Raw genomic sequence first — 22,519 nt, forward strand, 5'->3', positions numbered from 1 at the left:
CAATGCACTGTGGACTCGTGCACTAAACTGCTGGTCAGCGGAGTATTCGCCTACGTAGTCGCTACGTCAGACCGTTTGCGCAGGCAGAGTGAAGTATTTACTGGCTACGTAGTCCGAGGGTAGGCGCCAACACAGGGTGCCATGACAGCGCCATATCGAGGAAACCTGCGCACAATCGCACTCATGTTCGGTGTGGGGCAGTCTCACGTCCGCTGACGCGCCGCGCATACGATTCCCGGTGCGACATGCGTTCAAGGCGTTAGCAGGGCTCTCAGGGCGTGCTACGGGTAGCTCTACGCGGGATGAATGCGACGACGTTATCGGCTGAGGTCTGAGCGACCTCGTCGAGCATGCTGAGATACCGCGACGTGATCTTGATGGATGAATGACCGAGTTGGTCGCGTGCAGTCGCGAGGTCCGTTCCTGATGCGAGTGCAAGGGTGGCTGCTGTATGGCGCGTGTCGTGAAGTCGAATGGGTGGCAGGTCAGCCCCACGAGTCAATCGCTTGAAGTCGCGGGCGACAATCCTGGGGTTGAGAGGTCGGCCATGATCGTCTGTGAAGAGCCAAGGGCCGATGACGTCTCGATGTGCTTTCCGGTGCGCATTCAATACCTCAAGGCCTTCTTTGCCCAAGGCAATGGTTCGACGGCCGGATTCTGATTTGGGCGTCTCGATGCGCACCACACCATGGTCCTCAGCGATGCGTTGCCGGGCGATAGTCAAGGTGCCGTATTCCTCGTCAATGTCCTGATGCTGAAGCCCCGTCGCCTCACCGCGCCTGAGTCCGCGCGTGAGCAGAATCCACCAGAGGGCGTAGTTCCGGTCATCCTCGACGTGGTCCAGAAATGCGCCTACGTGACGAGGCGACCAGCACATCACCACCGAGGGCTTGGGGACGAGGGCGCGCGATTCAATCAGGGTGTGGCCAGCATCACGAAACTCTTGTACCCCTGCTCGCCATCGCGCCTCGTGCGCCTTGGTCCATACCTGTGCCTTGGACGACGGGGCAGACGGCAGCTTGACGAGGCGGGCGAAATTTTTATCGACCAACGATTCCCTTTCTGCATCGGCGAGGGCTGATGACAGGACGGCCTTGGTGCGTTGAATCGTCGTGATTCCCCCGGCGCGCGTCTTGGCTCTCGTGGGGTCGGCAAGGTATGAGTCGAACGCGGCCCTGATGTGATGCGCACGCAACTCGTCCAGCTTGATGTGCCCGAGGTGGGGCACGATGATTCTCGCGATTAGGCCCTCGTACTGAGTGACGGACCCCTTTTTCAGATGGGCTCGCTTGTGTTTCATCCAACCCGCCATGTACGACTCGACAGTGGGCCGATCGACCACACGAATGCCTTTGGCATGCTTAGCGCGAACGCCGTCGATCCAGGCCTGTGCATCGGCGCTTGTCGTGAAGCCACCCTTGGACACATGGCGACGCTGGCCGTCCACCGTTACGCCGACGCTGGCGAAGAACGTGCCATGCGTCGCTGACCACGCACCAGACGCCCGACGCAGTTTGGGGCATCGAGAACCCAGCTGTCGTCCCTCGGCATCGGCGCACCCGCACCGTTTCCTGATACTTCCGCGAGCAGCCATTGTTACTTCCTCTCTATACGCGAAATGCCCCCGCGTGAACGGAGGCAATCGCAAGGGTGATTGGCGTCAGTAGGATTCCGGGCACAGTTTTACGAGCGAGAGTTCCCGTTCCTTCCAGAGCCAGTCCTCGAAGTAGCTCCATTGCACGTCGGCATCCGGGAATGAGTGATAGTCCCCCACGTCGTCGGTGACGACTGTGAACGCATAACGGCTGAGATTGGGTGTCTCAAGTTCAAGTTCGTAGTTGGGGCCCTCCACAATCGAGCACGTCCACGAGGCAGTCCCGTGATCCTCCTTCCATACGATGCGCTTTCCACCCGCAGTGCTGAGCCATTCGAGCACCAGGTTCCCGATATCTTCTGCGGAGTCGACGATCTCCGGCTCCTGATTTGCGCAGGCTTTGCATCGAGAGCTGACGGTTATCACGTTGCCCGATATGCGTTCTGGCTGAATCTCGTCACTAGGGAACTCGCCTTGGCATCCGTGGCATTCCCACACGCTAATCGGGCTGATGTCAAGGAAGTGGTCATCGCCGGATCCATCGCGGTAGGCCTTCATCGTCGTCTGCTCAGTCGTTGTCATCGTGTGTGCTCCTTGTTTGAGTAAAAGGGTTGGGAGGTTTAGGCCGTGCCGGGAACTGGCGAGGCAAGCGGGTTCCCAGGGGTGCAGAGGAGAATGTCGTACTCAGCCAGCAGCCAGTCGCTGAATCTCTGCGGGTCGCGCGAGGCGATCCACTCGAAGATGCACTCGTCCAGGCCAATATCCGTCCGGCCTCTCGAAAGGGCTGCATTCGAAGGGCGGAGGGCCCTCATCAATGCGGTGTCCGGTCGCATGGTGCGAGGCTCGTCGTTTTCGGGTGCTGAGAGGTCCGCAGGCGTCCGATTGGGATCGAGTGCGTGCGTCGTGTCGTTGTGCATGAGTCGGGGCCCTTAGTGTCTCGTTCGTGTCGATCGGGGGTTGGGACAGTAACAGCAATTGTTAGATGTGCGTAGTCCGCGGGCAAAGCGAATATCACACTGGCACACAGCTTGACGGGCTGTCCCTTTGCCTGTAGCGCGCCGGGGACTTAGAACCGACTCCGACAGTGACGGGGCACGTATTGACACCTCACGCGTTCATCTGTAGCGCGGCGAGGACTTAGAACCGACCCTAAGTTGACGCTTCAACCTCAGGACACGCCGGTACGAATGACGGCGCGCCGTGACGTGGGATTGACGGGCTCTCACCGTTTGCCAACGTCGTTTCGGGGTGTGTTTACATATGCACCCCAACCGGACGTCATCGTGTGACGTCATGACGAAAGGCATTGACTATGTGCGAGATTCCGAAGACCGTTCCCCTGATGATCGGCGCGTGGGGAATTGCTCGTGTCGAGGGCGTCACTGTGAACGCCATCCGTGTCCGGTTCAAGAAAGGGCACCTCCCCGCTGTCGAGGTAGCCCCTCGAGACCGCCACGGCGAACGACGCCTACGCGTGCCTGGTGTGGTGATGCTCGAGCGCTGGGGTGGGGACGTGGAGGCGCACGTTGAACGACTGCTTCAACTGGCGCGCACCGAGGAGGTCACGCCCGATGTGGCAGCTATCGAGCTGTCCATGAAGATTTGGGACCTGGAGTCTCACACCGACCTGGTGAACGCGGACGGCACGGTCGATACGGAGGACCTGTTCGCCCTCGCCGGGATCGACCGGGAGGCGTTTCTCCACGCACAATCCTTGACATCCGCGTGAATGTCGCACGAAGCCAACCCTTTTCCAGATGATTGATAGGAAGATAAAGTGACATCCGCTACCACGACACGACGCAGAATTAGCACAGCAATCGTGACGCCGCTCGACCACCTGCGCATGTTGCACGGTGAACCGCTCGACGGATTCCTCGCGATCTGCACGAAACACCGTGCCGCAGAATCGAAGCTAATTAAGTCGGGTGTAGACCCCGATGAGGCATCGCGCCGCAGTTGGCAGGAGGAATGGTTCCACGCCACCGAAATCGAGTTCGCCGCTGCGTACGCATCGAAGTGGTCACGTAAGGGTCGGGACGTCTACACGCCGCAGACGCTATTCAAGTCAGAGTCCCGCGCCAAGGGTAACGCGCTTCCCTCGCTGTGCCTTTCGCACGAACTGGACAAGATCCACAACGACGAGAACGCGCAGCTCGACCTGGGTCCGCTCGTCATCGCATCCGGGACCGAGGGGCACACCCACCCGACCTACCGCCTGCAGGATCACGTGGACGAAGACGCAGCCGACGCGCTGTCTTACACGCTGGCAGTGTTCGGAGGGATGAACGAGGACGGGGCGAAGGACGGAGGCAAATCGGAATCCAACGGGCTGACGCGCCTCGCCGGGACGTACAACTACAAGACCGGTAAGGCCGTCAAGGTCACTGTCATTCACCAGCCGTCGAAGGTGTGGGCATACGACGATCTGGTCGAGGCGGTAGGCGGCCTTGTAACGCGCCCTGAACGTGCGATGAGGGATTACGCGCGGCACGACGATTTGGTCGCTGAGCGTGTCGCTGAGCGCCGGATAAGCGATGCTGCAAAGGGCATGCTCGCGAACGACGCTGACACGAAGGGGTCCGGGAGGTGGGGGAGGATCAATGCGGTCATTCGTCAGTTCATGGAGGACGGCTTGTCGCCGGGGCAGATGCTGCGCGTGCTCGAGGGCCACACGAACGCGATTCTGGATGACGATTGGAAGCCGATTCGTTGGGAGCCCATCTACGCGAAGTGCGCGGAACAGAACACGACCGTTGGCTCGCGAATTCTCGAGGCGGTCGCGTACTGGGAGAAGCAGGGCGTCGAATCCCGTAAGCAGCGGGTGACGTCGCCGGGAAAAGGCGAGGGCCGACACGACACGGGAAGCGCGGTCGAGGAAGTCGACGATGATGGGCCTGCTGGGGCGACGTGGGAGCCGGTCAACTTCGATGACGTGCTGGACGGCACCTTCAAACGCGAGAAGGCCGTCATCGGTGAGCGAGACGACGCGGCTGGCATGTTCTACCCGGGGAAGGTCAACAGCCTCAAGGGTGAAACCGAATCCGCGAAGACATGGCTTGCGCTGATGGTCGTCGTGCAGTTGGCTCGCGCAGGTAAAACGTCCATGTTCATCGACTTCGAGGACGACAAGGGCGGCGTTGTGGGGCGCCTATTGCACATGGGCCTCGAGAAAGAGTTGATCCGCAAGCATTTCCTCTACGTTCGCCCAGACGAGAAGTATGGCCCAGAGGCTCGTCGCGTCATCGAAGCTCACATCCGCAAGCGAAACGTCTGCTACGTGCCCATTGACGGCGTGACCGAGATTCTCGGAATGCACGGACTCAGCGCAAACGAGGGAACGGATATCGCCACGTTCATCCGCCTCTTGCCGCGTGCAATTGCCAACCTTGGGCCCGCTGTTGTGTTGCTCGACCACGTCGTCAAGAACGGCGAAGAAATGGACCGCTATGACATCGGGTCGGGGCACAAGATGGCGGCGATCAACGGCGTCAGCTACAAGGTGGTGAACACCGCGGCCGGCGGCGAGGGTGAGACCACACGCTCGAACGTTTGGGTGGCGAAGGACCGTCCCGGATCGGTGCGCAAGAACGCGACCGTCAGGCAGGGAAAGACGCTGAAGTTCTTCGGGGAGCTCGTCGTCAACTCGGAATCAGGCACGGCGCTCGTGTCGGTCAACGTGGATACGGGGACGGATGCTGATACGGAACCGGCTGACGAGGACGACGTGCACAAGATTCGGAAGAACATCACCCGGACGCTGGGAATGATGAACTCGGGGGGTGTGGTCCCATCGCAGACGCGCCTTTTGCACCCGATCAAGGGGCATCGTCCGCACATCTTGAAAGAACTGAAATGGCTGATCGACAACGACTACATCAGCATCGAGCCGGGGGCTAGAAAGTCGCAGAATCACACGCTCGAAAAGCCCTACGTAGGCGTGACCGATACCACCGATAGCAACCGATACCAAAGCGCGTTGGGACCGGTGTGAAATGACCGATACCAAACGACCACACTATGTGTGTGTAGTCGTTGGTACTCGGTCACGGTTGTGGTGAGTGAGTGAAACCGGTCGAGTTGGTATTGGTCGTGGTGCCAATCAAACAAGCCCGGAACACCTCGAACGACGACGGGCTGTGTGTGGGGCATCAACCGCGAACCTGCACACGGCTCGTCTCACCCAGGGACGAGGCCTCTGAGGCGTTGCCCACTACGTGGGGCCATCATCCGAAACCACTGATACTGACCACCGAGGACGAGGCACCGAGCCTCCCGCGTACGCGACACGGAACCGCTGTGTGTGGGAAACGTCTGTACTCGATTCTCACGCCTTGAACGACTCGCTATGAATGATTCCCAGTGATCGACCGTTTCAGGCGCTCAGCGTGTCTGCTGGATGCCCGTACCGATGCCCTGATTGCGAACGATCACACGACGATGCACGAACGAACGTCTGGCCGCCTTACGTCGACGGTCTGACGAATAACATTGCTGCACTACATAACCGACAGAACTAGGAGCGAAAGACTGTGTCAGAGAACAAGTCTGAAAAGAACTTCGAGGCCGACGCGATGGACTACGCTAACAAGGTGGCAGTAAAACGCCACGGGCGCTTCCTCGACCGCCAGAACTATGTCGACTACCTCGAGGAGGACGGGTACGCCTTCCACAAGCAAACCTGGTCGCCTGTGTCTGCCCTCCCTGCGCAACCGGGCCAGGAGAATTGGTTCAAGCAATTTGACGGGTCTATCCGCAAGGAGCCGGTCCTGGTGTGGTTGGTCGTCGAGAACCGTCATGATTACTACGAAAAGGGGAACAACTTACGTCGGGTTGTCGCGGCGGACGAGATTCCGGAGCGCTCGGTCGTTGCGGGCACCCTGAATGACTCGTTGGGAGAGTTCGGCCCAGCGCACGATATCAAGAACTATGTTGGCACCTTCCCGGCTGGATACGTGAAGCCGACAGATCCGGACGATGATGACATCTACGGCCGCGAATGGTGATAGCCGCCTAGATAGTGACGCAAGGCATTTCGTCTGATGGTGTCTACCGTCGCGCTCGCACACAACCAGGACTCCGGAATCATTCGGGGAGGTAGAGAACGGTGTGAAACGATCAATTGCATGGCACCGCGACGACCGCCCTTCAGAACTCGGGTGTCAGCCACGGGAATTTCAACAGGAGGAGAACATCATGAAGCTCATCCGAAAGGCTGAGACCGACAACGACAACCCGGTATCGCTTACTGTGGCGTACCTCGATCCAGAGTCGGGCAAGCGCTACCTTGCCATCTCGGGCGATGCCTGCCCCGATTGCACGATGCCCGAAGTCGAGGTCGAGATTGACGAAGACGACGGCACTCCGATGGTGACGCATGTCTATCACGATGACCCGTGCGCGTTCCGTGTTCGTCCTCGTGTGCTTCCAGTGAAGCGCTCGCCTGCTGAGATGCGCAAGGATTACGCAACGGCCTGAACGTCTTTCGAAAGGCCCGTACTCATTCCGTGGGTGCGGGCCTTTCCTGTACTTGATTCCTGATGAACTGAACATCTGCACGAAGGCATAGCGAAAGACGCGCTGTGTCAAGAATTATGACAAGGCGGACGCCCTGACTGGTGCTGTGCGCGTCCGTGATGCGCTCGCACGACGAACGACACGGCGTACACGTGACAGGCGCTGAGGATCGCTCTCGGGACCCAACAACGACGACCGCGAGGACAACGACGATGGCACGACGCGATATTGAGCTGCATAACGCTCACGTTCGGTACGACGCGCGGAAGGCACGGGCACGACAGGCTCGACACACGGTACTCCCACCGCTGCGTGTGGTGACGCGCTGCCGATGCCCGAAGACGATTCCTGATAGGGGGATCCATATTGACGGGCGATCGGCTGCACTTTGCGTCCTTGACGGATGGGATTTATCGCCCACACGGTTGAGTGCCTTCATCGAGGGGAATGGGCGGTACGCCTTCGCTACTGACGCGCCGGGGCATTGGGCCGTCTCGATGTACTTCGACCTCGACGAGGCACAGGCGCATCAGGTCCGATTCATGACGAGCGGGCACGCGGGGAATGCGAGGCATCACGTTCTCGACCTACGCGCGGTTGTGTGGGATGAGGCAAGCGACATGTCCGACGAGGAGCGCGCGATGATGCTGGGTGCGGACGATGATTCGCCCATCATGTGAGTCCTGAAGTGTGAAAGATGTTCGTACGCAATATCTCCGAAGTCATGGCCATTCGGGAAAATTGTTGGTGACGTGCAACGATTGTCACGTGTTCACGAACGAAGTTCGTGGGTGTCAGGGAGGCGACACCAACACATCGACCAAGGAGTAGAGAATGACCGACGTAAAGGATATCGCCACGGAGGCGATGAGCGGGAAGGCTGACTTGAACGTCGCCGACTTGCGCGAACGACTGGCCGCACGGCTTCAGGCTGACCAGGACGCAGTAGATGCCGCCCGGGCAGCAATCACTCAGGGCCCCAGTGACGCGCAGTCTAAGGCGTTGGCCGAAACGATGTTCGCCCGCATCTGGCCCGGACTCAAGGAGCAGATCGCATCCGCCGACGATCTCGGGTTGGGTGTGGCAACAGACGCCATGCGCAACGCCGATCCCATTGTGCGCCCGCTCCTTACGTCGAGTGTCATAGAGGCCCTCACGGATCGGGGGCTGCGGGATGAGTCGATCGACAAGTTCTTCCTGGTCCCCACCTCGCCTGCACTTCAAGCAGCGCTCGACGAGCAACACAAGAACAAGATCCACGTTGTCTACGCACAGCACAACCTCGACCACTACGAGGCCGGAACCAACGGCTTCGTCGCACCCCAGGGAGAATGACCATGGCTACCGATACTCGAACCGTCGAAGAGCTGAAGGCTGCTGTCATCGCGGGCGATACGACCATCACCGCGTCGCAGATCGAAAAGGCAAGGCAGGCTGAAGAGTTCGCTGAGCTTCAGGCACAGGCTGAACGTGCGAAGGCGCAGCGTGATCGTGTCGCTGAGTTGGACGCGGACGTTGCGACGTTCAAGGCTGACTACGCCGAGTTCGCCGGGGCAGACCTGTCCGAACTGCGTGGGCTCTACGACGAGGCGGTCGTGATCGTCGCCGAGCTTCACGACAAGGTCAAGGCACGTGTCGCTGAGCAGCGTGAGATGGAAGAGCGCGAACGCACGCTCGAACGCCGCGCGAAGGAGCTGCGCGAACTGGGCCTCGACGCATCGACGGGACGCGGACGGCTCATCGACAACAGTCAGGGCGAGTGGACCCGTATCGCAGTCCGGCCCGAGGACGTGGATGGCATCGCTCACGAGGCGAAGTTCGGCTTCGTTCCCGGCGGAGGCGGTCTGCCCACCGTGCACGCGCTGCACTCCGACGAACGCCGCGACGACATGCTGGCGATCCGCGCATCGGGCTACGTGCAGGGCACCGGGCGCGAACTGCTCGAGGCCTTCATCGCACGGCACAACGCGGAACCGGCTGTCGAGGCCGACGCGTAACGCACGCAACGAGATTGTGGCGGGTGTGGGAAGTAGGAGGACCCCATGCCCGCCCCTCTCCACACACGATAGGAGGTGACACGACATGGCTAACACCGCGAAGAACACCAGCGTTGCGATACGGCAGAAGATGGCTGTCGAGATGCGGGCAAAGGGAATGTCCCTCGACGCCATTGCCGTCGCGCTCACAAAGAAGACCGGGCAGCAGGTCTCATCCAAGCGTGTCGGCGAGGATATTCGTCGGTGGCTGAGGGCTGTGCCGAAGGAAGATGTCGACACCGTCCGTAACCTCGAACTGCACCGCCTCGATACCGCGATCACCTTGGCCATGCGCGCAATCGCTGCGGGTGACCTCAAGGGCATTGACGGCTTAATCAAGCTGCAGGAACGTCGATCCAAGTACCTGGGTCTTGATCAGGCGAGCGGCTCGAACGACACATACTCTGAAGTTGATCAATGGCTGGCAGGTGTGGGTGACGTGGACTTCGAGTTCGACCCGTCCGTTATCGGCCTTGACGATGACGACAACGAGATAGACGATCTGCCGGACGACGAGGAGAACGGCGAACTGGATTAGACCCGGCGCGGCGTTGTCGCATCATCGGGTCCATTCCTTGCCCGATTGATCCGCAAGACTCACGCGCTGCCATCAGCCCCGATGTTGCCTTCCCATGCCATCGGGGCTGTTCGGTAGCCGGACCAGGTGCGATTGACGACGTGTCAACGACAGCGACGAACGACAGGCGCGATTGCAGGCCCTGAGCGCGTCCGTAAGCGCCTGAACGTGCATCGCTCGAGTGATCGTGTTAGCGCGCATCACAGGTATGCGCAGGCTCGTGACAAGACGAGCGCGTTTCTGTCGGTAGCCACAGGTATGCTGGTCAGTCGGTCGGGTGTGGGGCAAACGAGGAGGACGATCTTGGTGGGTAATGCGGTTTCAGTAAATCCGGCGCTCGCGCTGCATACGTTCATTGATCGGGTGATGAAGTCTGAGACGCCACACGTTCACGAGGCATTTGTGAACGTCCTCAACTGCAACCTCGGCACGGTCGAGTACGTCCAGCGCCACTCGGAAATTGTCGCGTTGGTGGCCGCAGTAACCGAACGCTTGCACGCCTTGCCTCAGGATGCGAGAGCACGGAATCGTTACCTCGCGTATGTTCCGTCTTGGTACGACGCCGTGGTGCCGAGAAACGCCTGGAACCAGACCAACCCGGGACCTTCCGCAATCATCAGCGCCGACTCTCTTCATCTCCTCGATTCCCTGGTTGACTACTTCGACTTCACCTTCGCGGATTCTCGGTCCGTCATGAGTGCGGAAGCGGTTGAGCATCTGCGCGAGGGTCTGCAGGAATGGCGCGAGCTACTCGAGGACGCAGACCTGCCCGACTCGTTGGTGTTGCAGATTCGCGGACAGGTGGACCACATCGAGTGGCTTCTCGCGAACGTGGAACTTGTCGGCAATCAGGCGGTTGAACGACGGGCACGTGAACTCGTCGGCTCGGGTGTGGACGTTATGGCCGCACGTCCCCGTACCGCTAAGCGCGTCGGGGCTGCACTAGCGGGTGTCGTGCGATTCCTGACGCTGATCCATACCGGGGTTGACGAGGCAAATGGAATTCTCGAAGGCGTCCAGCAGATGACGGCCACCGTGCAGGAGATCGCAGGCGGCGAGGTTCCCGCGCTCGAACTGCCCGCTGCGCCGGGTCCTACTGACGTGCCTCGCATCCCGCGGTTGGATGACCCGAACATCATCGACGCTGACGTAGAGGACGACGAGGCTGCCGGTTAGGGGCGTCTCAGTTCGGTGCTGAGCGAGTAGCAGGCGCTCGCCGGAGGATTCATACACACGCGACGTTCGAGCGCATCAGGCTCGCTGCTACCAATCTGCCCCACACGAGGTGATCGTGCAGGGCAGTTGGGTGCGCGGGGATTAGCGACGTGACGGGTCGATGAATCCCTGGGGCACGCAATACGAGATGCGCATTTTTCGATAGCGGGCGAGGTCCTCGTCGTTCGTGATCGTAGGCGCATTCCTGAGGGCCTGATTGACAGCCTCGACGCCCAGCTCGAGCGTTGCGTAGTGATACGTGGGCAAGACGACGTGCACGCCTGACGGGAACTGAGGCGGGGTTACGTGCCAGCTGCGTCCCTCACGATGCGCCTGCCGGCAATTGACGTTAGGCCCCTTGCATTCCCACGCGTTGATGCCCGAATAGAACAATCCGTCGGGTCCCTGAATCGTGGGCGTGACCTGAATGACGTTGCTCATGACGTGCTCCTTTCGTTTGGGTGTGGGATTACGCAGCGACGGCGAGGGCCTTCGCACGTTCGCGCCTGCAACGGGCACGAGCGGCCTTCGTGACCTCATGCGTGCAATCGGCATGGGCACCCTTGCGCGATTCCGTGGGCGCATCGTCCTTGTTCGCCTTGCGTGCCTTCGTCGCCTTGGCCGGGGCGGGTTCATCAGCGGGTGTCAGGTCCTGCGCCTTGAGGGCGGCAACGTTCGAGTCGTCCTCGGCGGCCATTCCCTCGCGGATGGATTCGAGGTGCTCGGCATTGATTTCGTCCGTCATCGTGCCCTCGTCCTCGTCGGGCATGAATTCCGTCAAGGTGTCCTCGATGACCTGGGCGCTCAGCTTGGCGGCCGACATCTTCTTGTTGCGGGCAATTGTTGCCAGCTCCTCGGCTGCGGCGTCACGCACCTCAGCGGGCACGTCGAAGGTGGCGTCGATACGGGCGGCAATGCGGGTGATCAGGTTCGCGCTCATGGTGGGCTCCTTCGTCGGGCGGTACTGCGTCGTTGTCGATGGCTACGCTAAGACACGAACCGCGCGGGTCCATAAGTCGAGTTCGACAGTCCCACACCGCTATCCGTCGTGACCTCGAGCGATGCCCTCACGATGCGCGCGTGTGCGATGACATGCGACGACGTGCGTTCGGGCGTTACGGACGAACTGAAGACGAGCGAGGGTAGGCGAATCGACGCGATGACGTGCGAATGTGCGATGACGGTCCTGTACTCTCGAAAAAGCCCGAATGAGGTGCGGTCCAGGCATCCCATTCGGGCTTCGTCGTTATGCGGGTGCGGTTATAGCGTGAGGGCCAGAATCACGAAGGCGAGCAAGACCCACGTCGAGATCGGCACTGCGAATCGTTCACGTTGGGTGTGGGCGTCGTACAGATTGACGGGTGCTGTCGTCGGCGGCCCGTATCGAGCATTGAATGCCACGCTGTCGAATGCGAGGGCCGTCTCGATTGGGTCGGGCCTACGTCGTTTACCAGCTGGATGGCGGGCGATTGACGCGTCGAGCGATTGGGCGGTCATGGTTTCTCCTGTAGTTGATCATCAGTGAAGTGAGCGCAGGGCTTCGAGCGAGTCGAGAATGTCGTTCTCACGTCGAGTTACGCGGGCAAGCTCCCGGTGTGCCTCAGCGATCTGACGACGCAATGACACAGCTTGTGCGTGGACTTTCGGTAGGGACGTACGCAACTCGTACCCGATGGCCTCCCGTTGAGCGCGTGTGAGGTCACCGATACGAGATGCATTGCCAGGCAACGCGGGCCGTGTCACTCGTCGCCACCCATCACCATCTCGGCCATCTTGCGTAGGAGCTTGGTGTGGTCGTCCGTCAGGGATACGTTGCCGCCCCGGCCATCTGCGCCCAGGAAGACGACATTGCCCGCGATGGGCGAGTCGTAGTCGAACGCGCGAACGATCACGGTGGCCGTGTGATTGAACTGGGGACGGTCGATCACCCACCCATTGTCATCGGCCATCATGTCGAAGCCGGGCAACCCAACTCGAGTGAAGCAGGAGCACCCGATCAAGCTATTCAGGTCCCCGTATGTCCTCGTCGATAGCCACCTCGGATACCACACCCAACGTGTCAATTCTCAAGCCCGTGATCGTCATTCGCCCTGCTCCTCATCCTTGATGGGGTCTTCGTCCTCGCCCAATTCTTCGAGCTCCTCAAGCTCTTCGTCGTCTGCCTCATCGTCCTCCGGTTCGATATCGGGTTCTGCGGCCGCCTTCGCAGCTGCTGCCTTCTTCTCTTCGGCTCGCTTGGCATGCGCGGCTAGCCCTTTGGCGATCTTGGGGATTGCGGATGCCGGGATCACATAGCGCGAACCGTCTCGATCTACGAGGGCGGCACCTTCGGCGGTACGCAGAAAAACCCGGAGTGATTTCGAGTCCACACCGAGCTGTGCCGCTGTTTCGGCTGTCGTGAATGTCTTTGCCTTGGTGACCATCACACGTTCCCTTCGTCGTTTGTCGTGCTCGAACGACAGGACGCTATGAGACACAGGAGATGCCAGTCAACGCCATCACGGGCGCCGTATGTGCGAACGATGACGACACGAGCGCAATGCGACGTCTTCAGGGCGACGCTGAGGGACTTTCACGTGCATACGCGTGTGATTGATCGTGTGACGTATTCAGGTGCGTGAGAAGCGCATTGGCCGTGATGCCAGAATGGGCGCCCCTCCGAGTCGAAGTGAAAGGACGCCCATGGCGTTCGATACCGGCGACCCCGATAGGCACCGGGCAACGAACGGCACGACGTTACACGACGGCCCGAATCTCTGAGGCGACGGTGAAAGGGGTAGGGGTGCCCGGCGATGACACCAGAAAGCCCCTCCCGGGACAAGGCGACCGAATGAACAACAACGACGGAACCCAAACGACGTGCCTTGGGAGAACCCCGGGAGGGGCCGTACACCACGTCACCCGCGGCGTCAATTTGCAGGTGACGACACGAACGTACACGCGTCGAATTGCCATCAGGAAAGTCGACGAGTCCCCAATGATCATTTCGTCCGAGGCGAGGTGTGGGATAGCACGCGGGAAACACGAAGCGAACGCACCTCGCCATATGACTTGTCATGAGGTATTCTTCCCGGTTCTGCAGATGCCTGCATATCGCCTGAAGTGCACTGATACACTCTTCGCGTATCCAACCGAAGGAACCTGCTGGTCAATGAGTGATATCGAGCGTGACCCCGAACCCCCCACTTTTGCCGACCTCGACATCGATGATCGGGTCTTGAAGGCACTGTCCGATGTGGGCTACGAGTCGCCCTCGCCGATCCAGGCAGCCACCATTCCGCCCCTTCTCGCCGGCAACGATGTCGTCGGCCTGGCGCAGACGGGCACCGGCAAGACCGCTGCGTTCGCGGTACCGATCCTCTCGAAGATCGACCTGACGCAGAAGTCGCCGCAGGCGTTGGTTCTCGCGCCGACGAGGGAACTGGCGCTGCAGGTCGCGGAGGCGTTCGGCAAGTACTCCGCCCATATTCCCGGCCTGCACGTCCTGCCCATCTACGGCGGTCAGAGCTATGGCGTCCAGTTGTCGGGGCTGCGGCGCGGCGCTCACGTCGTGGTGGGCACGCCCGGTCGGGTGATCGACCACCTGGAGAAGGGCACGCTCGACCTGTCCAAGCTCTCGTACCTCGTCCTGGACGAGGCCGACGAGATGTTGAAGATGGGTTTCCAGGAGGACGTCGAGCGCATCCTCGCCGACACTCCGGAGTACAAGCAGGTGGCGCTGTTCTCGGCGACGATGCCGGGGGCCATCCGCAAGATCTCGAAGCAGTACATGCACGACCCCGTCGAGATCACGATGAAGTCGAAGACGTCGACGGCCTCCAACATCTCGCAGCGGTACGTCCAGGTGGCGCACCAGCGCAAGCTCGACGCCTTGACGCGTGTCCTCGAGGTCGAGGACTTCGAGGCGATGATCATCTTCGTGCGCACCAAGCAGGCCACCGAAGACCTCGCGGAACGACTGCGCTCGCGCGGATTCTCCGCGTCGGCGATCAACGGCGACATCGTGCAGGCGCAGCGTGAACGGACCATCGGCCAGCTCAAGAGCGGCGCCCTCGACATCCTCGTGGCCACCGATGTGGCCGCGCGTGGTCTGGACGTCGACCGCATCTCCCACGTCGTCAACTACGACATCCCGCACGACACGGAGTCGTACGTCCACCGGATCGGCCGCACCGGTCGCGCCGGGCGCGCCGGCGAGGCGCTGCTGTTCGTGGCGCCGCGCGAGCGTCACCTGCTCAAGGCCATCGAGAAGGCGACCCGTCAGCCGCTGGCCGAGATGCAGCTGCCCAGCGTCGACGACGTCAACGCGCAGCGTGTGGCCAAGTTCGGCGACTCGATCACCGAGAGCCTCACGTCCGACAACCTGGCGTTGTTCCGCAAGATGATCGAGGACTACGAGCAGGAGCACGACGTCCCGCTCGCCGACATCGCCGCCGCGCTCGCGGTGCAGTCGCGCGACGGTGAGGCGTTCCTCATGGCGCCCGAACCGCCGCCCGCGCCCCGCCGTGAGCGTGAGCCCCGCGAACGCCCGGCGCGCCGTTTCGACGACGGCCCCCCGACGCGGTCGCGTGGACCGGAGGGCCAGGAGCTCGCGACGTACCGCATCGCGGTCGGCAAGCGGCACCGTGTGGTGCCGGGTGCGATCGTCGGTGCCATCGCGAACGAGGGTGGGCTGCGGCGCAGCGACTTCGGGCACATCAGCATCCGCCCGGATCACAGCCTGGTGGAGTTGCCCGCCGACCTGTCCAGCGAGACCCTCGAAGCCCTGCGCCGTACCCGGATCTCCGGTGTGCTGATTCAGCTGCAGCCCGATTCGGGTCCGCCGTCGGGTCGGCCGCGCGGTGGCCGCGACGATCGCGCAGGCGGAAAGTTCCAGCGCGACCGGGACAGCCGGAAAAGGCCGCGCGAGTAGTTCTCGCGCGGCCGTCCCGAACGGGACCCCCGGCGATTACGCCGGGGGAGCGGGAGCCGGGGCGGGCTGTGCCGCCTCGGCGGGCAGCGGCCCCTCCTCGGGAACGAAGAACGAACCGACGGTCGGCAGCACGTAGCACGTCGCGTTGGTGTAACCGACGGTGCCGAAGATCGATGCCACGACGGTGCCCGGCCCCGTCGTCACGACCTTGTTCAGCGCCGGGTAGCCGCCGTCGGTGACGCCGTCGAGGGGCAGGATTCCGCTGGCGCCGGTGTTGGTGTTGATCCACGCGACGTTGAGTCCCGACGACTTCACGACACCGGGGTACGCGGAGAGGGCCTGGAAGCTGATCTCGTTGGCCTTCACCTCGGCGGTGGGCCCGGTGGTGCCCGACGCCAGCGTCAGCGTGACCGGTGCGACGGTGCCGCAACCCACGGTCGGTGCGGTGTAGAGGAACGGAGTGTACGCGCCCGCGACATCATGCAGCACGGTCGACGTGGCCAGCGCCTCGACCGCGGCCTTCTCCTCGGGCTTGTCGGCCTGGGTGCGCAGTTCGGCGAGTCCGGGGACGTCCGGGGTGGCCGGTTCCGCCGCTGCCGTGCCCGAGAGGCCGAAAGTCGCCGCGATACCGACCGTTGCCGCCGCGATCGTGCGTCGCATCACGCTCATACCGTCCACCTGAACTCCTCGTTGTCTCGTCCGGGCAGCTCTGCAGCGCCGCCCGAGCGGAGAATTTACCCGAGAGAGTGGAAACAGTCAGGACCAGCTGCCGCCGCCGGCCAGCGTATCGGCGCGTGCACCGTCGAGGGATTGCCGGATGATGTCGGCGTGACCGGCGTGCCGGGCGAGTTCCTCGATCTGGTGCAGCAGCATGTAGCGGACGGTGAAGGTGACTCCCGACGCCATCCACTGCGCCACGTCGGCGGGCAGGTCGACGTCGCGATCCAGATCGGTTTCGGCTGCGACCGCGGCCTCGGTGGCGCGCTGTGCGTCGTCCAAGCGGGCGAGGAGAACGTCGACGGTCTCGTCCTCGGCGACGTTCCATGCGGCCATCCACGCTGCCACCGGATCGTCGCCGACATCGCGCGGGGCCCCGGTGATGCGGGAGGTCATCGCCTCCTCGCCGTCGATCACGTGCTTGAGGAGTGACGCCAGGCTCAACTCGCTGGCGCTGGGCACACTGCGGGCCTGCTCCTCGGTCAGCCCGGACAGTGCGTTGCGGAAGGCGGTGCGCTGGTTGTCCAGCATGAGGAGAAGGAGTCCGCGCTCGTCGGAGATGGGGTTCTGGGTGCTGGGTGATTCGGTCATGCACCCAGTGTGGCGGCAATAGCGGACACCTACTGTCCTCGATCGACACGCTGCGCGCGTCCCCAGCGGTTCGGGCAGGACCGACCTACGATCGAGGCACGTGTCCGGGGAACGCCCCTGTTCCTGTGATCGAGTCGCGAACCGAGGTGCTTATGCCCCTGGAAGATTCGTCGTCGGCCTTCGCCGACCCGTCCCGGGAGGGCGCGGCCCCGCCGGAGCACGACCTGGAAGGCCACATCATCGAGGCCCGGTCCGAGGACTTCTTCCACGCCAGAGAACTGCAGGTGGACAGCGAGTGGTTCAAGACCGCGGTGTTCTACGAGGTTCTGGTCCGCGCGTTCTTCGATTCCTCCGGCGACGGAACGGGCGATCTCCGGGGGCTGACGTCCAAACTCGACTACCTGTCCTGGCTCGGCGTCGACTGCCTGTGGCTGCCACCGTTCTACGATTCGCCGTTGCGCGACGGCGGATACGACATCCGCGACTTCCGCGCCGTGCTCCCCGAGTTCGGGACGGTCGACGACTTCGTCCAGCTCTTCGATCAGGCGCACCGTCGCGGGATCAGAGTCATCACGGACCTGGTCATGAACCACACGTCCGACACGCACGCATGGTTCCAGGAGTCGCGCGCCGACCCCGACGGCCCGTACGGCGACTTCTACGTGTGGTCGGACCGTGACGAAGGGTATCCGGAGGCGCGCATCATCTTCGTCGACACGGAGACGTCCAACTGGACGTGGGATCCGGTGCGCAAGCAGTACTACTGGCATCGCTTCTTCTCCCATCAGCCGGACCTGAACTACGACAATCCCGACGTCCAGGACGCGATGTTTGACGTGTTGCGGTTCTGGTTGGACCTCGGAATCGACGGCTTCCGGTTGGACGCCGTGCCCTATCTGTTCGAGCGGGAGGGCACCAACTGCGAGAACCTGCCCGAGACCCATGCGTTTCTCAAGAAGTGCAGGGCAGTCATCGACGCCGAGTACCCGGGACGGGCACTGCTCGCCGAAGCCAACCAGTGGCCGTCGGACGTCGTGGAGTACTTCGGGGAACCGGACGTGGGCGACGAGTGCCACATGGCGTTCCACTTCCCGCTGATGCCACGCATCTTCATGGCCGTGCGGCGGCAGAACCGGTTCCCGATCTCCGAGATCCTCGCGCAGACCCCACCGATTCCGAGCTCGTGCCAATGGGGAATCTTTCTCCGGAACCACGACGAGCTGACGCTCGAAATGGTGTCGGACGAGGAGCGCGACTACATGTATTCCGAGTACGCGCAGGATCCGCGGATGAAGGCGAACATCGGCATCCGCCGACGTCTCGCTCCGTTGCTCGAGAACGACCGCAACCAGCTCGAGCTGTTCACCGCGCTGCTGCTGAGCCTGCCGGGTTCGCCCGTCCTCTACTACGGGGACGAGATCGGCATGGGCGACAACATCTGGCTCGGCGATCGGGACTCGGTGCGCACGCCGATGCAGTGGACTCCCGACCGCAACGCCGGATTCTCCCGCGCCGACCCGGCGCGAGTGTACTTGCCGGTCATCATGGATCCCACGTACGGCTACCAGTCGGTGAACGTCGAGGCGCAGATGAACTCGACCAACTCGTTGCTGCACTGGACCCGGCGCCTGATCCAGGTCCGCAAACAGCATCCGGCGTTCGGAACGGCGTCGTTCACCGAACTCGGCAGCGCGAACCCGGCCGTCCTGTCGTATGTTCGGGAGACGCCGCCGAGCCAGGACCGGCCGTACAGTGACGTCATTCTGTGCGTCAACAACCTGTCCAGGTTCCCGCAGGCGGTGATCCTGGACCTCACCCAGTTCGCCGGCCGAATTCCCGTGGAGCTCACCGGTTCCGTTCCCTTCCCCTCCATCGGGGAGGACGGGTACATGATCACACTCCCCGGTCACGGATTCTTCTGGTTTGCGCTGGAACCGGATCCGAAGTCCGACGGCGCGGTGAGCGGCCACCCGGTCAGCAGCGAAGCGGAACAGGCGGTGCAGCAGTGAACGAACCCAGCAGTGAACGCATTCCCGACGAGACCCTCGAGCGGCAACTCGTCCGTTGGTTGCCGGACCGGCGGTGGTTCGCCGCCAAGGGCACCACCATTTCGGCGGTGCGGATCCTGCTGCGCCACGAGCTGATGGCGGTCGTCGGCTTCTCCGCCGAGCATCTCCTGGTGTCGGTGGAGTTCGAGGCGGGGCCGCCGCAGGTGTACCAGATACCGCTGGGGTTCCGCAGTCATCTACCCGAGGACCTCGAGCCGTGGGCGCTGCCGGACGGCGACGGAAACATCATGATCGCGTACGACGGCCTGCACGATGCCGAGATCATCACCCTGTATGCCGACTTGCTGTCGGAGGCCGAGGGTTCCGGGCCGGTGCAGTTGAAGACCGTGCCGGGCACGGTGATCGAAGCGGGGCTCCGCGGGCGGACGCTCGGCGCTGAGCAGTCGAACACGTCGGTGGTGCTGGGGGAGAAGCTTCTGATGAAGATCTTCCGTCTGGTCACGCCGGGGGTGAACCCGGACGTCGAACTCCACCTCGCGCTCGCCGAGGCGGGCAGCGAGTACGTGGCGACGCTGCGGGCGTGGATGGAGACGGACGTGGCCGGGATTCTGACCACCCTTGCGATGGTGCAGGATTTCGAGGCCAACTCGGCGGACGGGTGGAGTATGGCGCTAGGCAGCGTCCGCGACCTCCTGATCGAAGCGGATCTCCACGCCGCGGAGTTGGGGACGGACTTCGCCGGTGAGTCCTACCGGATGGGCGCAGCGGTCGCCGAGGTGCACGCGACCCTGGCGCGTGCGCTCGGGGCGGAGGAACGAGAGGTGGCGTCGACGGCCGTGGAGGCGATGACGCGCAGGCTGGACGCCGCCACCTCGATCGTTCCCGAACTGGGAGAGGTGGCCTCGGCGGTGCGGGGCAAGTTCGCCGAGGCGGAAGCTCTGGGCGCCACCACCGTCCAGCGGATTCACGGCGACCTCCACCTCGGCCAGGTGCTGCGGACGCCGGAGCGGTGGCTGCTCATCGACTTCGAGGGGGAGCCCGCCAAGACGCTCGACGAGCGCCGGGAACGGGACAGTCCGTTGCGGGACGTCGCGGGAATGCTGCGGTCGTTCGACTACGCCGCTCACCACCTGCTGGCCGATTCGGTGCCGATGGGAGCGATGGGGGCGGCGTCGCAGCGGGACTTCCGCGCGAGGGAGTGGGCGCAGCGCAACGCCGACGCCTTCTGCGAGGGCTATGCCTCCGTGTCGGGCACCGACCCGCGTGAGGCGGCGGCGTTGCTGCGGGCTTACGAACTCGACAAGGCGGTGTACGAGACCGTGTACGAGGCGCGGAACCGCCCGAATTGGATCGGCCTGCCCCTCTCGGCCATTCGCAGACTCACCGGAGTACCTCGGTGAGGGTGGGGGACGACACCGTGCCCGTGTCGAACTGAGTGCGATACAGCTCCTCGTACCGGCCGCCCGCGGCGAGCAGTTCGGAGTGGGTGCCGCGTTCGACGATGCGCCCGGCCTCGACCACGAGGATCAGATCGGCGGCGCGGACGGTTGACAGCCGGTGCGCGATCACCACCGCGGTCCGTCCGGCGAGGGCTTCGCCCAGCGCCTCCTGGACGGCGGCCTCGGACGTGGAGTCGAGGTGCGCCGTTGCCTCGTCGAGGATGACCACCCGCGGATGCGCGAGCAGCAGGCGCGCGATGGTCAGCCGCTGGCGTTCGCCTCCCGACAGCCGGTAGCCGCGTTCGCCGACCACTGTGTCGAGGCCGTCGGGCAGGGCGGCGACGAGGTCGGTGAGCCGCGCCCGTTCCAGCACCTCCGCGAGTTCGGCCGGCGTGGCGCCCGGGCGGGCGAGCAGGAGGTTGGCCCGCACGGTGTCGTGGAAGAGGTGCCCGTCCTGAGTCACCATGCCGACGGTGGCCCGCACGGAGTCGGCGGTCAGGTCGCGCACGTCCACCCCGCCGAGTTTCACCGAGCCGGCGTCTGCGTCGTAGAGCCGGGGAACCAGTTGGGCGATGGTGGACTTGCCTGCTCCGGACGATCCCACCAGCGCGACCATCTGCCCGGGTTCGGCGCGGAACGACAGCTGGTGCAGCACGTCGACGCCGCCGCGGGTGTCGAGGGTCGCGACCTCTTCGAGCGACGCCAGCGACACCTTGTCGGCCGAGGGGTATGCGAACTCGACGGAGTCGAACTCCACCGACACGGGGCCCTCGGGCACCGCGACCGCGTCGGGCTTCTCCGCGATCAGCGGCTTCAGGTCGAGGACCTCGAAGACGCGCTCGAAGCTCACCAGCGCGCTCATCACGTCCATGCGTGCGCTGGCCAGTGCGGTGAGGGGCGAGTACAGCCGGGTCAGCAACATCGCCATCGCGACGACGGCACCCGCGTCGAGTTGTCCGCGCAGTGCGTAGAAACCGCCCAGCCCGTAGACGAGCGCCAGCGCGAGAGCGGACACGAGAGTGAGCGCGGTGACGAACACCGACTGCAGCATCGCCGTGCGGACGCCGATGTTCCGTACCCGCCGGGCACGGACCGCGAACTCGGCGGACTCCTCGGACGGACGGCCGAACAGCTTCACGAGTGTGGCACCCGGCGCCGAGAACCGCTCCGTCATCTGAGTGCTCATCACCGAATTGTGGTTGGCTGCCTCACGATTGAGTTGCGCCAGCCGCGCTCCCATCTTGCGGGCGGGCAGGACGAAGATCGGCAACAGCAGCAGCGCGCACAGCGTGATCTGCCAGGAGATCCCGATCATCACGATGAGCGTGATGCCGAGCGTGACGAGGTTCGACACCACGCCCGACAGCGTGTCGCTGAACGCGCGCTGCGCACCGATCACGTCGTTGTTGAGGCGGCTGACCAGCGCGCCGGTGCGAGTGCGGGTGAAGAACGCGATCGGCATCCGCTGCACGTGGTCGAACACGGCGGTCCGCAGGTCGAGGATCAGGTTCTCCCCGATGCTCGCGGACAGCCACCGCGTCCACAGGGCGAGTGCGGATTCGAGTACGGCGATGACCGCGATGAGTGCCGCGAGGCGCACGACGACGGACACCGCGTCGCCCCCGACGATGGCGTTGACGACACGGCCCGCGAGCACCGGGGTGGCCACCGCCAGCGCGGCCGTGACGACGCTGAGCAGCAGATACCACCCGAGGCTGCGCCGATGCGGCAGGGCGAATCGGGCTACCCGCCGCAACGTCGTGCGGGAGAAGGGTCGACGATCCTCTTGGGCGTGCATCGCGTTGTACATCGCGTTCCACGCCGTGACTTCCATGCTCATGCCAGCGGCCTCCTGTCGCTATCCCCCCACGGTAGAGCCGGGGTATGACACGACGGTAGAACCTCAACGTTA

22 protein-coding genes are annotated in these 22,519 nt (G+C 63.1%); 12 read left to right on the forward strand and 10 right to left on the reverse strand.

Annotated features, from left to right (window positions below):
- Positions 1-271 precede the first annotated feature (271 nt).
- Together FND50_RS12605 and FND50_RS12610 are read right to left on the reverse strand one after the other, a co-directional pair.
- Positions 272-1,426, reverse strand: a complete 1,155-nt coding sequence (locus FND50_RS12605) for a site-specific integrase (RefSeq protein ID WP_186301278.1) — start codon at positions 1,424-1,426, stop codon at positions 272-274.
- A 234-nt stretch (positions 1,427-1,660) separates the two neighbouring features.
- Positions 1,661-2,176: a hypothetical protein gene (locus FND50_RS12610; protein WP_144285987.1), complete on the reverse strand. Its 516-nt coding sequence runs from the start codon at positions 2,174-2,176 to the stop codon at positions 1,661-1,663.
- 760 nt (positions 2,177-2,936) lie between these two features.
- On the opposite strand from FND50_RS12610, the gene FND50_RS12615 reads away from it, so the two are divergent.
- From FND50_RS12615 to FND50_RS12655, 9 genes are all read left to right on the forward strand, one after another.
- On the forward strand, positions 2,937-3,323 hold the full coding sequence (locus FND50_RS12615; protein WP_144285988.1) for a hypothetical protein: 387 nt from the start codon (positions 2,937-2,939) through the stop codon (positions 3,321-3,323).
- A gap of 93 nt (positions 3,324-3,416) precedes the next feature.
- Positions 3,417-5,588 carry an AAA family ATPase gene (locus tag FND50_RS12620; RefSeq protein WP_144285989.1) on the forward strand — a complete coding sequence of 724 codons (2,172 nt, stop codon included), beginning with the start codon at positions 3,417-3,419 and terminating at the stop codon, positions 5,586-5,588.
- Between the two features lie 538 nt (positions 5,589-6,126).
- Complete coding sequence (locus FND50_RS12625) at positions 6,127-6,600, forward strand: hypothetical protein (RefSeq protein WP_144285990.1); 474 nt, start codon at positions 6,127-6,129, stop codon at positions 6,598-6,600.
- A 190-nt stretch (positions 6,601-6,790) separates the two neighbouring features.
- A complete protein-coding gene (locus tag FND50_RS12630) occupies positions 6,791-7,072 on the forward strand; it encodes a hypothetical protein (RefSeq protein WP_144285991.1) in 282 nt (93 codons plus the stop codon).
- 464 nt (positions 7,073-7,536) lie between these two features.
- On the forward strand, positions 7,537-7,791 hold the full coding sequence (locus tag FND50_RS12635) for a hypothetical protein (RefSeq protein WP_144285992.1): 255 nt from the start codon (positions 7,537-7,539) through the stop codon (positions 7,789-7,791).
- 154 nt (positions 7,792-7,945) lie between these two features.
- Positions 7,946-8,446: a hypothetical protein gene (locus FND50_RS12640; RefSeq protein ID WP_144285993.1), complete on the forward strand. Its 501-nt coding sequence runs from the start codon at positions 7,946-7,948 to the stop codon at positions 8,444-8,446.
- Positions 8,443-9,108 (forward strand): hypothetical protein, encoded by a 666-nt coding sequence (locus FND50_RS12645; RefSeq protein WP_144285994.1) that lies wholly within the window; start codon positions 8,443-8,445, stop codon positions 9,106-9,108. The genes FND50_RS12640 and FND50_RS12645 overlap by 4 nt, the downstream gene beginning before the upstream one ends.
- An 85-nt stretch (positions 9,109-9,193) precedes the next feature.
- Positions 9,194-9,685: a hypothetical protein gene (locus FND50_RS12650; protein WP_144285995.1), complete on the forward strand. Its 492-nt coding sequence runs from the start codon at positions 9,194-9,196 to the stop codon at positions 9,683-9,685.
- A 345-nt stretch (positions 9,686-10,030) separates the two neighbouring features.
- Positions 10,031-10,900 (forward strand): hypothetical protein, encoded by an 870-nt coding sequence (locus FND50_RS12655; protein WP_144285996.1) that lies wholly within the window; start codon positions 10,031-10,033, stop codon positions 10,898-10,900.
- Between the two features lie 141 nt (positions 10,901-11,041).
- Here FND50_RS12655 and FND50_RS12660 read toward each other — a convergent pair whose 3' ends face one another.
- From FND50_RS12660 to FND50_RS36090, 5 genes are all read right to left on the reverse strand, one after another.
- The gene (locus FND50_RS12660) at positions 11,042-11,380 is read right to left on the reverse strand and encodes a hypothetical protein (protein WP_144285997.1); all 339 of its coding nucleotides are present in this window, start codon (positions 11,378-11,380) and stop codon (positions 11,042-11,044) included.
- 28 nt (positions 11,381-11,408) lie between these two features.
- Complete coding sequence (locus tag FND50_RS12665) at positions 11,409-11,879, reverse strand: hypothetical protein (RefSeq protein ID WP_144285998.1); 471 nt, start codon at positions 11,877-11,879, stop codon at positions 11,409-11,411.
- Positions 11,880-12,199: 320 nt separating this feature from the next.
- Positions 12,200-12,436, reverse strand: a complete 237-nt coding sequence (locus FND50_RS36470) for a hypothetical protein (protein WP_222105604.1) — start codon at positions 12,434-12,436, stop codon at positions 12,200-12,202.
- Between the two features lie 242 nt (positions 12,437-12,678).
- A complete protein-coding gene (locus FND50_RS12670; protein WP_144285999.1) occupies positions 12,679-12,867 on the reverse strand; it encodes a hypothetical protein in 189 nt (62 codons plus the stop codon).
- 153 nt (positions 12,868-13,020) lie between these two features.
- Positions 13,021-13,362, reverse strand: a complete 342-nt coding sequence (locus FND50_RS36090) for a hypothetical protein (protein ID WP_186301279.1) — start codon at positions 13,360-13,362, stop codon at positions 13,021-13,023.
- A gap of 728 nt (positions 13,363-14,090) precedes the next feature.
- Between FND50_RS36090 and FND50_RS12680 the strand changes: the two genes are divergently transcribed.
- Positions 14,091-15,851: a DEAD/DEAH box helicase gene (locus tag FND50_RS12680; protein WP_005253764.1), complete on the forward strand. Its 1,761-nt coding sequence runs from the start codon at positions 14,091-14,093 to the stop codon at positions 15,849-15,851.
- A 36-nt stretch (positions 15,852-15,887) separates the two neighbouring features.
- Here the strand turns inward: FND50_RS12680 and FND50_RS12685 are convergent, their stop codons facing one another.
- Both FND50_RS12685 and FND50_RS12690 read right to left on the reverse strand, forming a co-directional pair.
- A complete protein-coding gene (locus FND50_RS12685) occupies positions 15,888-16,520 on the reverse strand; it encodes a hypothetical protein (RefSeq protein WP_005573939.1) in 633 nt (210 codons plus the stop codon).
- 87 nt (positions 16,521-16,607) lie between these two features.
- The gene (locus FND50_RS12690; protein WP_144286001.1) at positions 16,608-17,159 is read right to left on the reverse strand and encodes a DUF664 domain-containing protein; all 552 of its coding nucleotides are present in this window, start codon (positions 17,157-17,159) and stop codon (positions 16,608-16,610) included.
- Positions 17,160-17,311: 152 nt separating this feature from the next.
- Between FND50_RS12690 and treS the strand changes: the two genes are divergently transcribed.
- Positions 17,312-19,168, forward strand: a complete 1,857-nt coding sequence (gene treS / locus FND50_RS12695) for a maltose alpha-D-glucosyltransferase (RefSeq protein WP_144286002.1) — start codon at positions 17,312-17,314, stop codon at positions 19,166-19,168.
- Positions 19,165-20,568, forward strand: a complete 1,404-nt coding sequence (locus FND50_RS12700) for a maltokinase N-terminal cap-like domain-containing protein (protein ID WP_144286003.1) — start codon at positions 19,165-19,167, stop codon at positions 20,566-20,568. The genes treS and FND50_RS12700 overlap by 4 nt, the downstream gene beginning before the upstream one ends.
- Here FND50_RS12700 and FND50_RS12705 read toward each other — a convergent pair.
- The gene (locus tag FND50_RS12705; RefSeq protein ID WP_144286004.1) at positions 20,549-22,447 is read right to left on the reverse strand and encodes an ABC transporter ATP-binding protein; all 1,899 of its coding nucleotides are present in this window, start codon (positions 22,445-22,447) and stop codon (positions 20,549-20,551) included. The two genes, FND50_RS12700 and FND50_RS12705, sit on opposite strands and share 20 nt — an antisense overlap.
- Positions 22,448-22,519 lie beyond the last annotated feature (72 nt).

Source organism: Rhodococcus sp. WB9 (assembly GCF_007558985.1).
Lineage (GTDB): Bacteria > Actinomycetota > Actinomycetes > Mycobacteriales > Mycobacteriaceae > Rhodococcus_F > Rhodococcus_F opacus.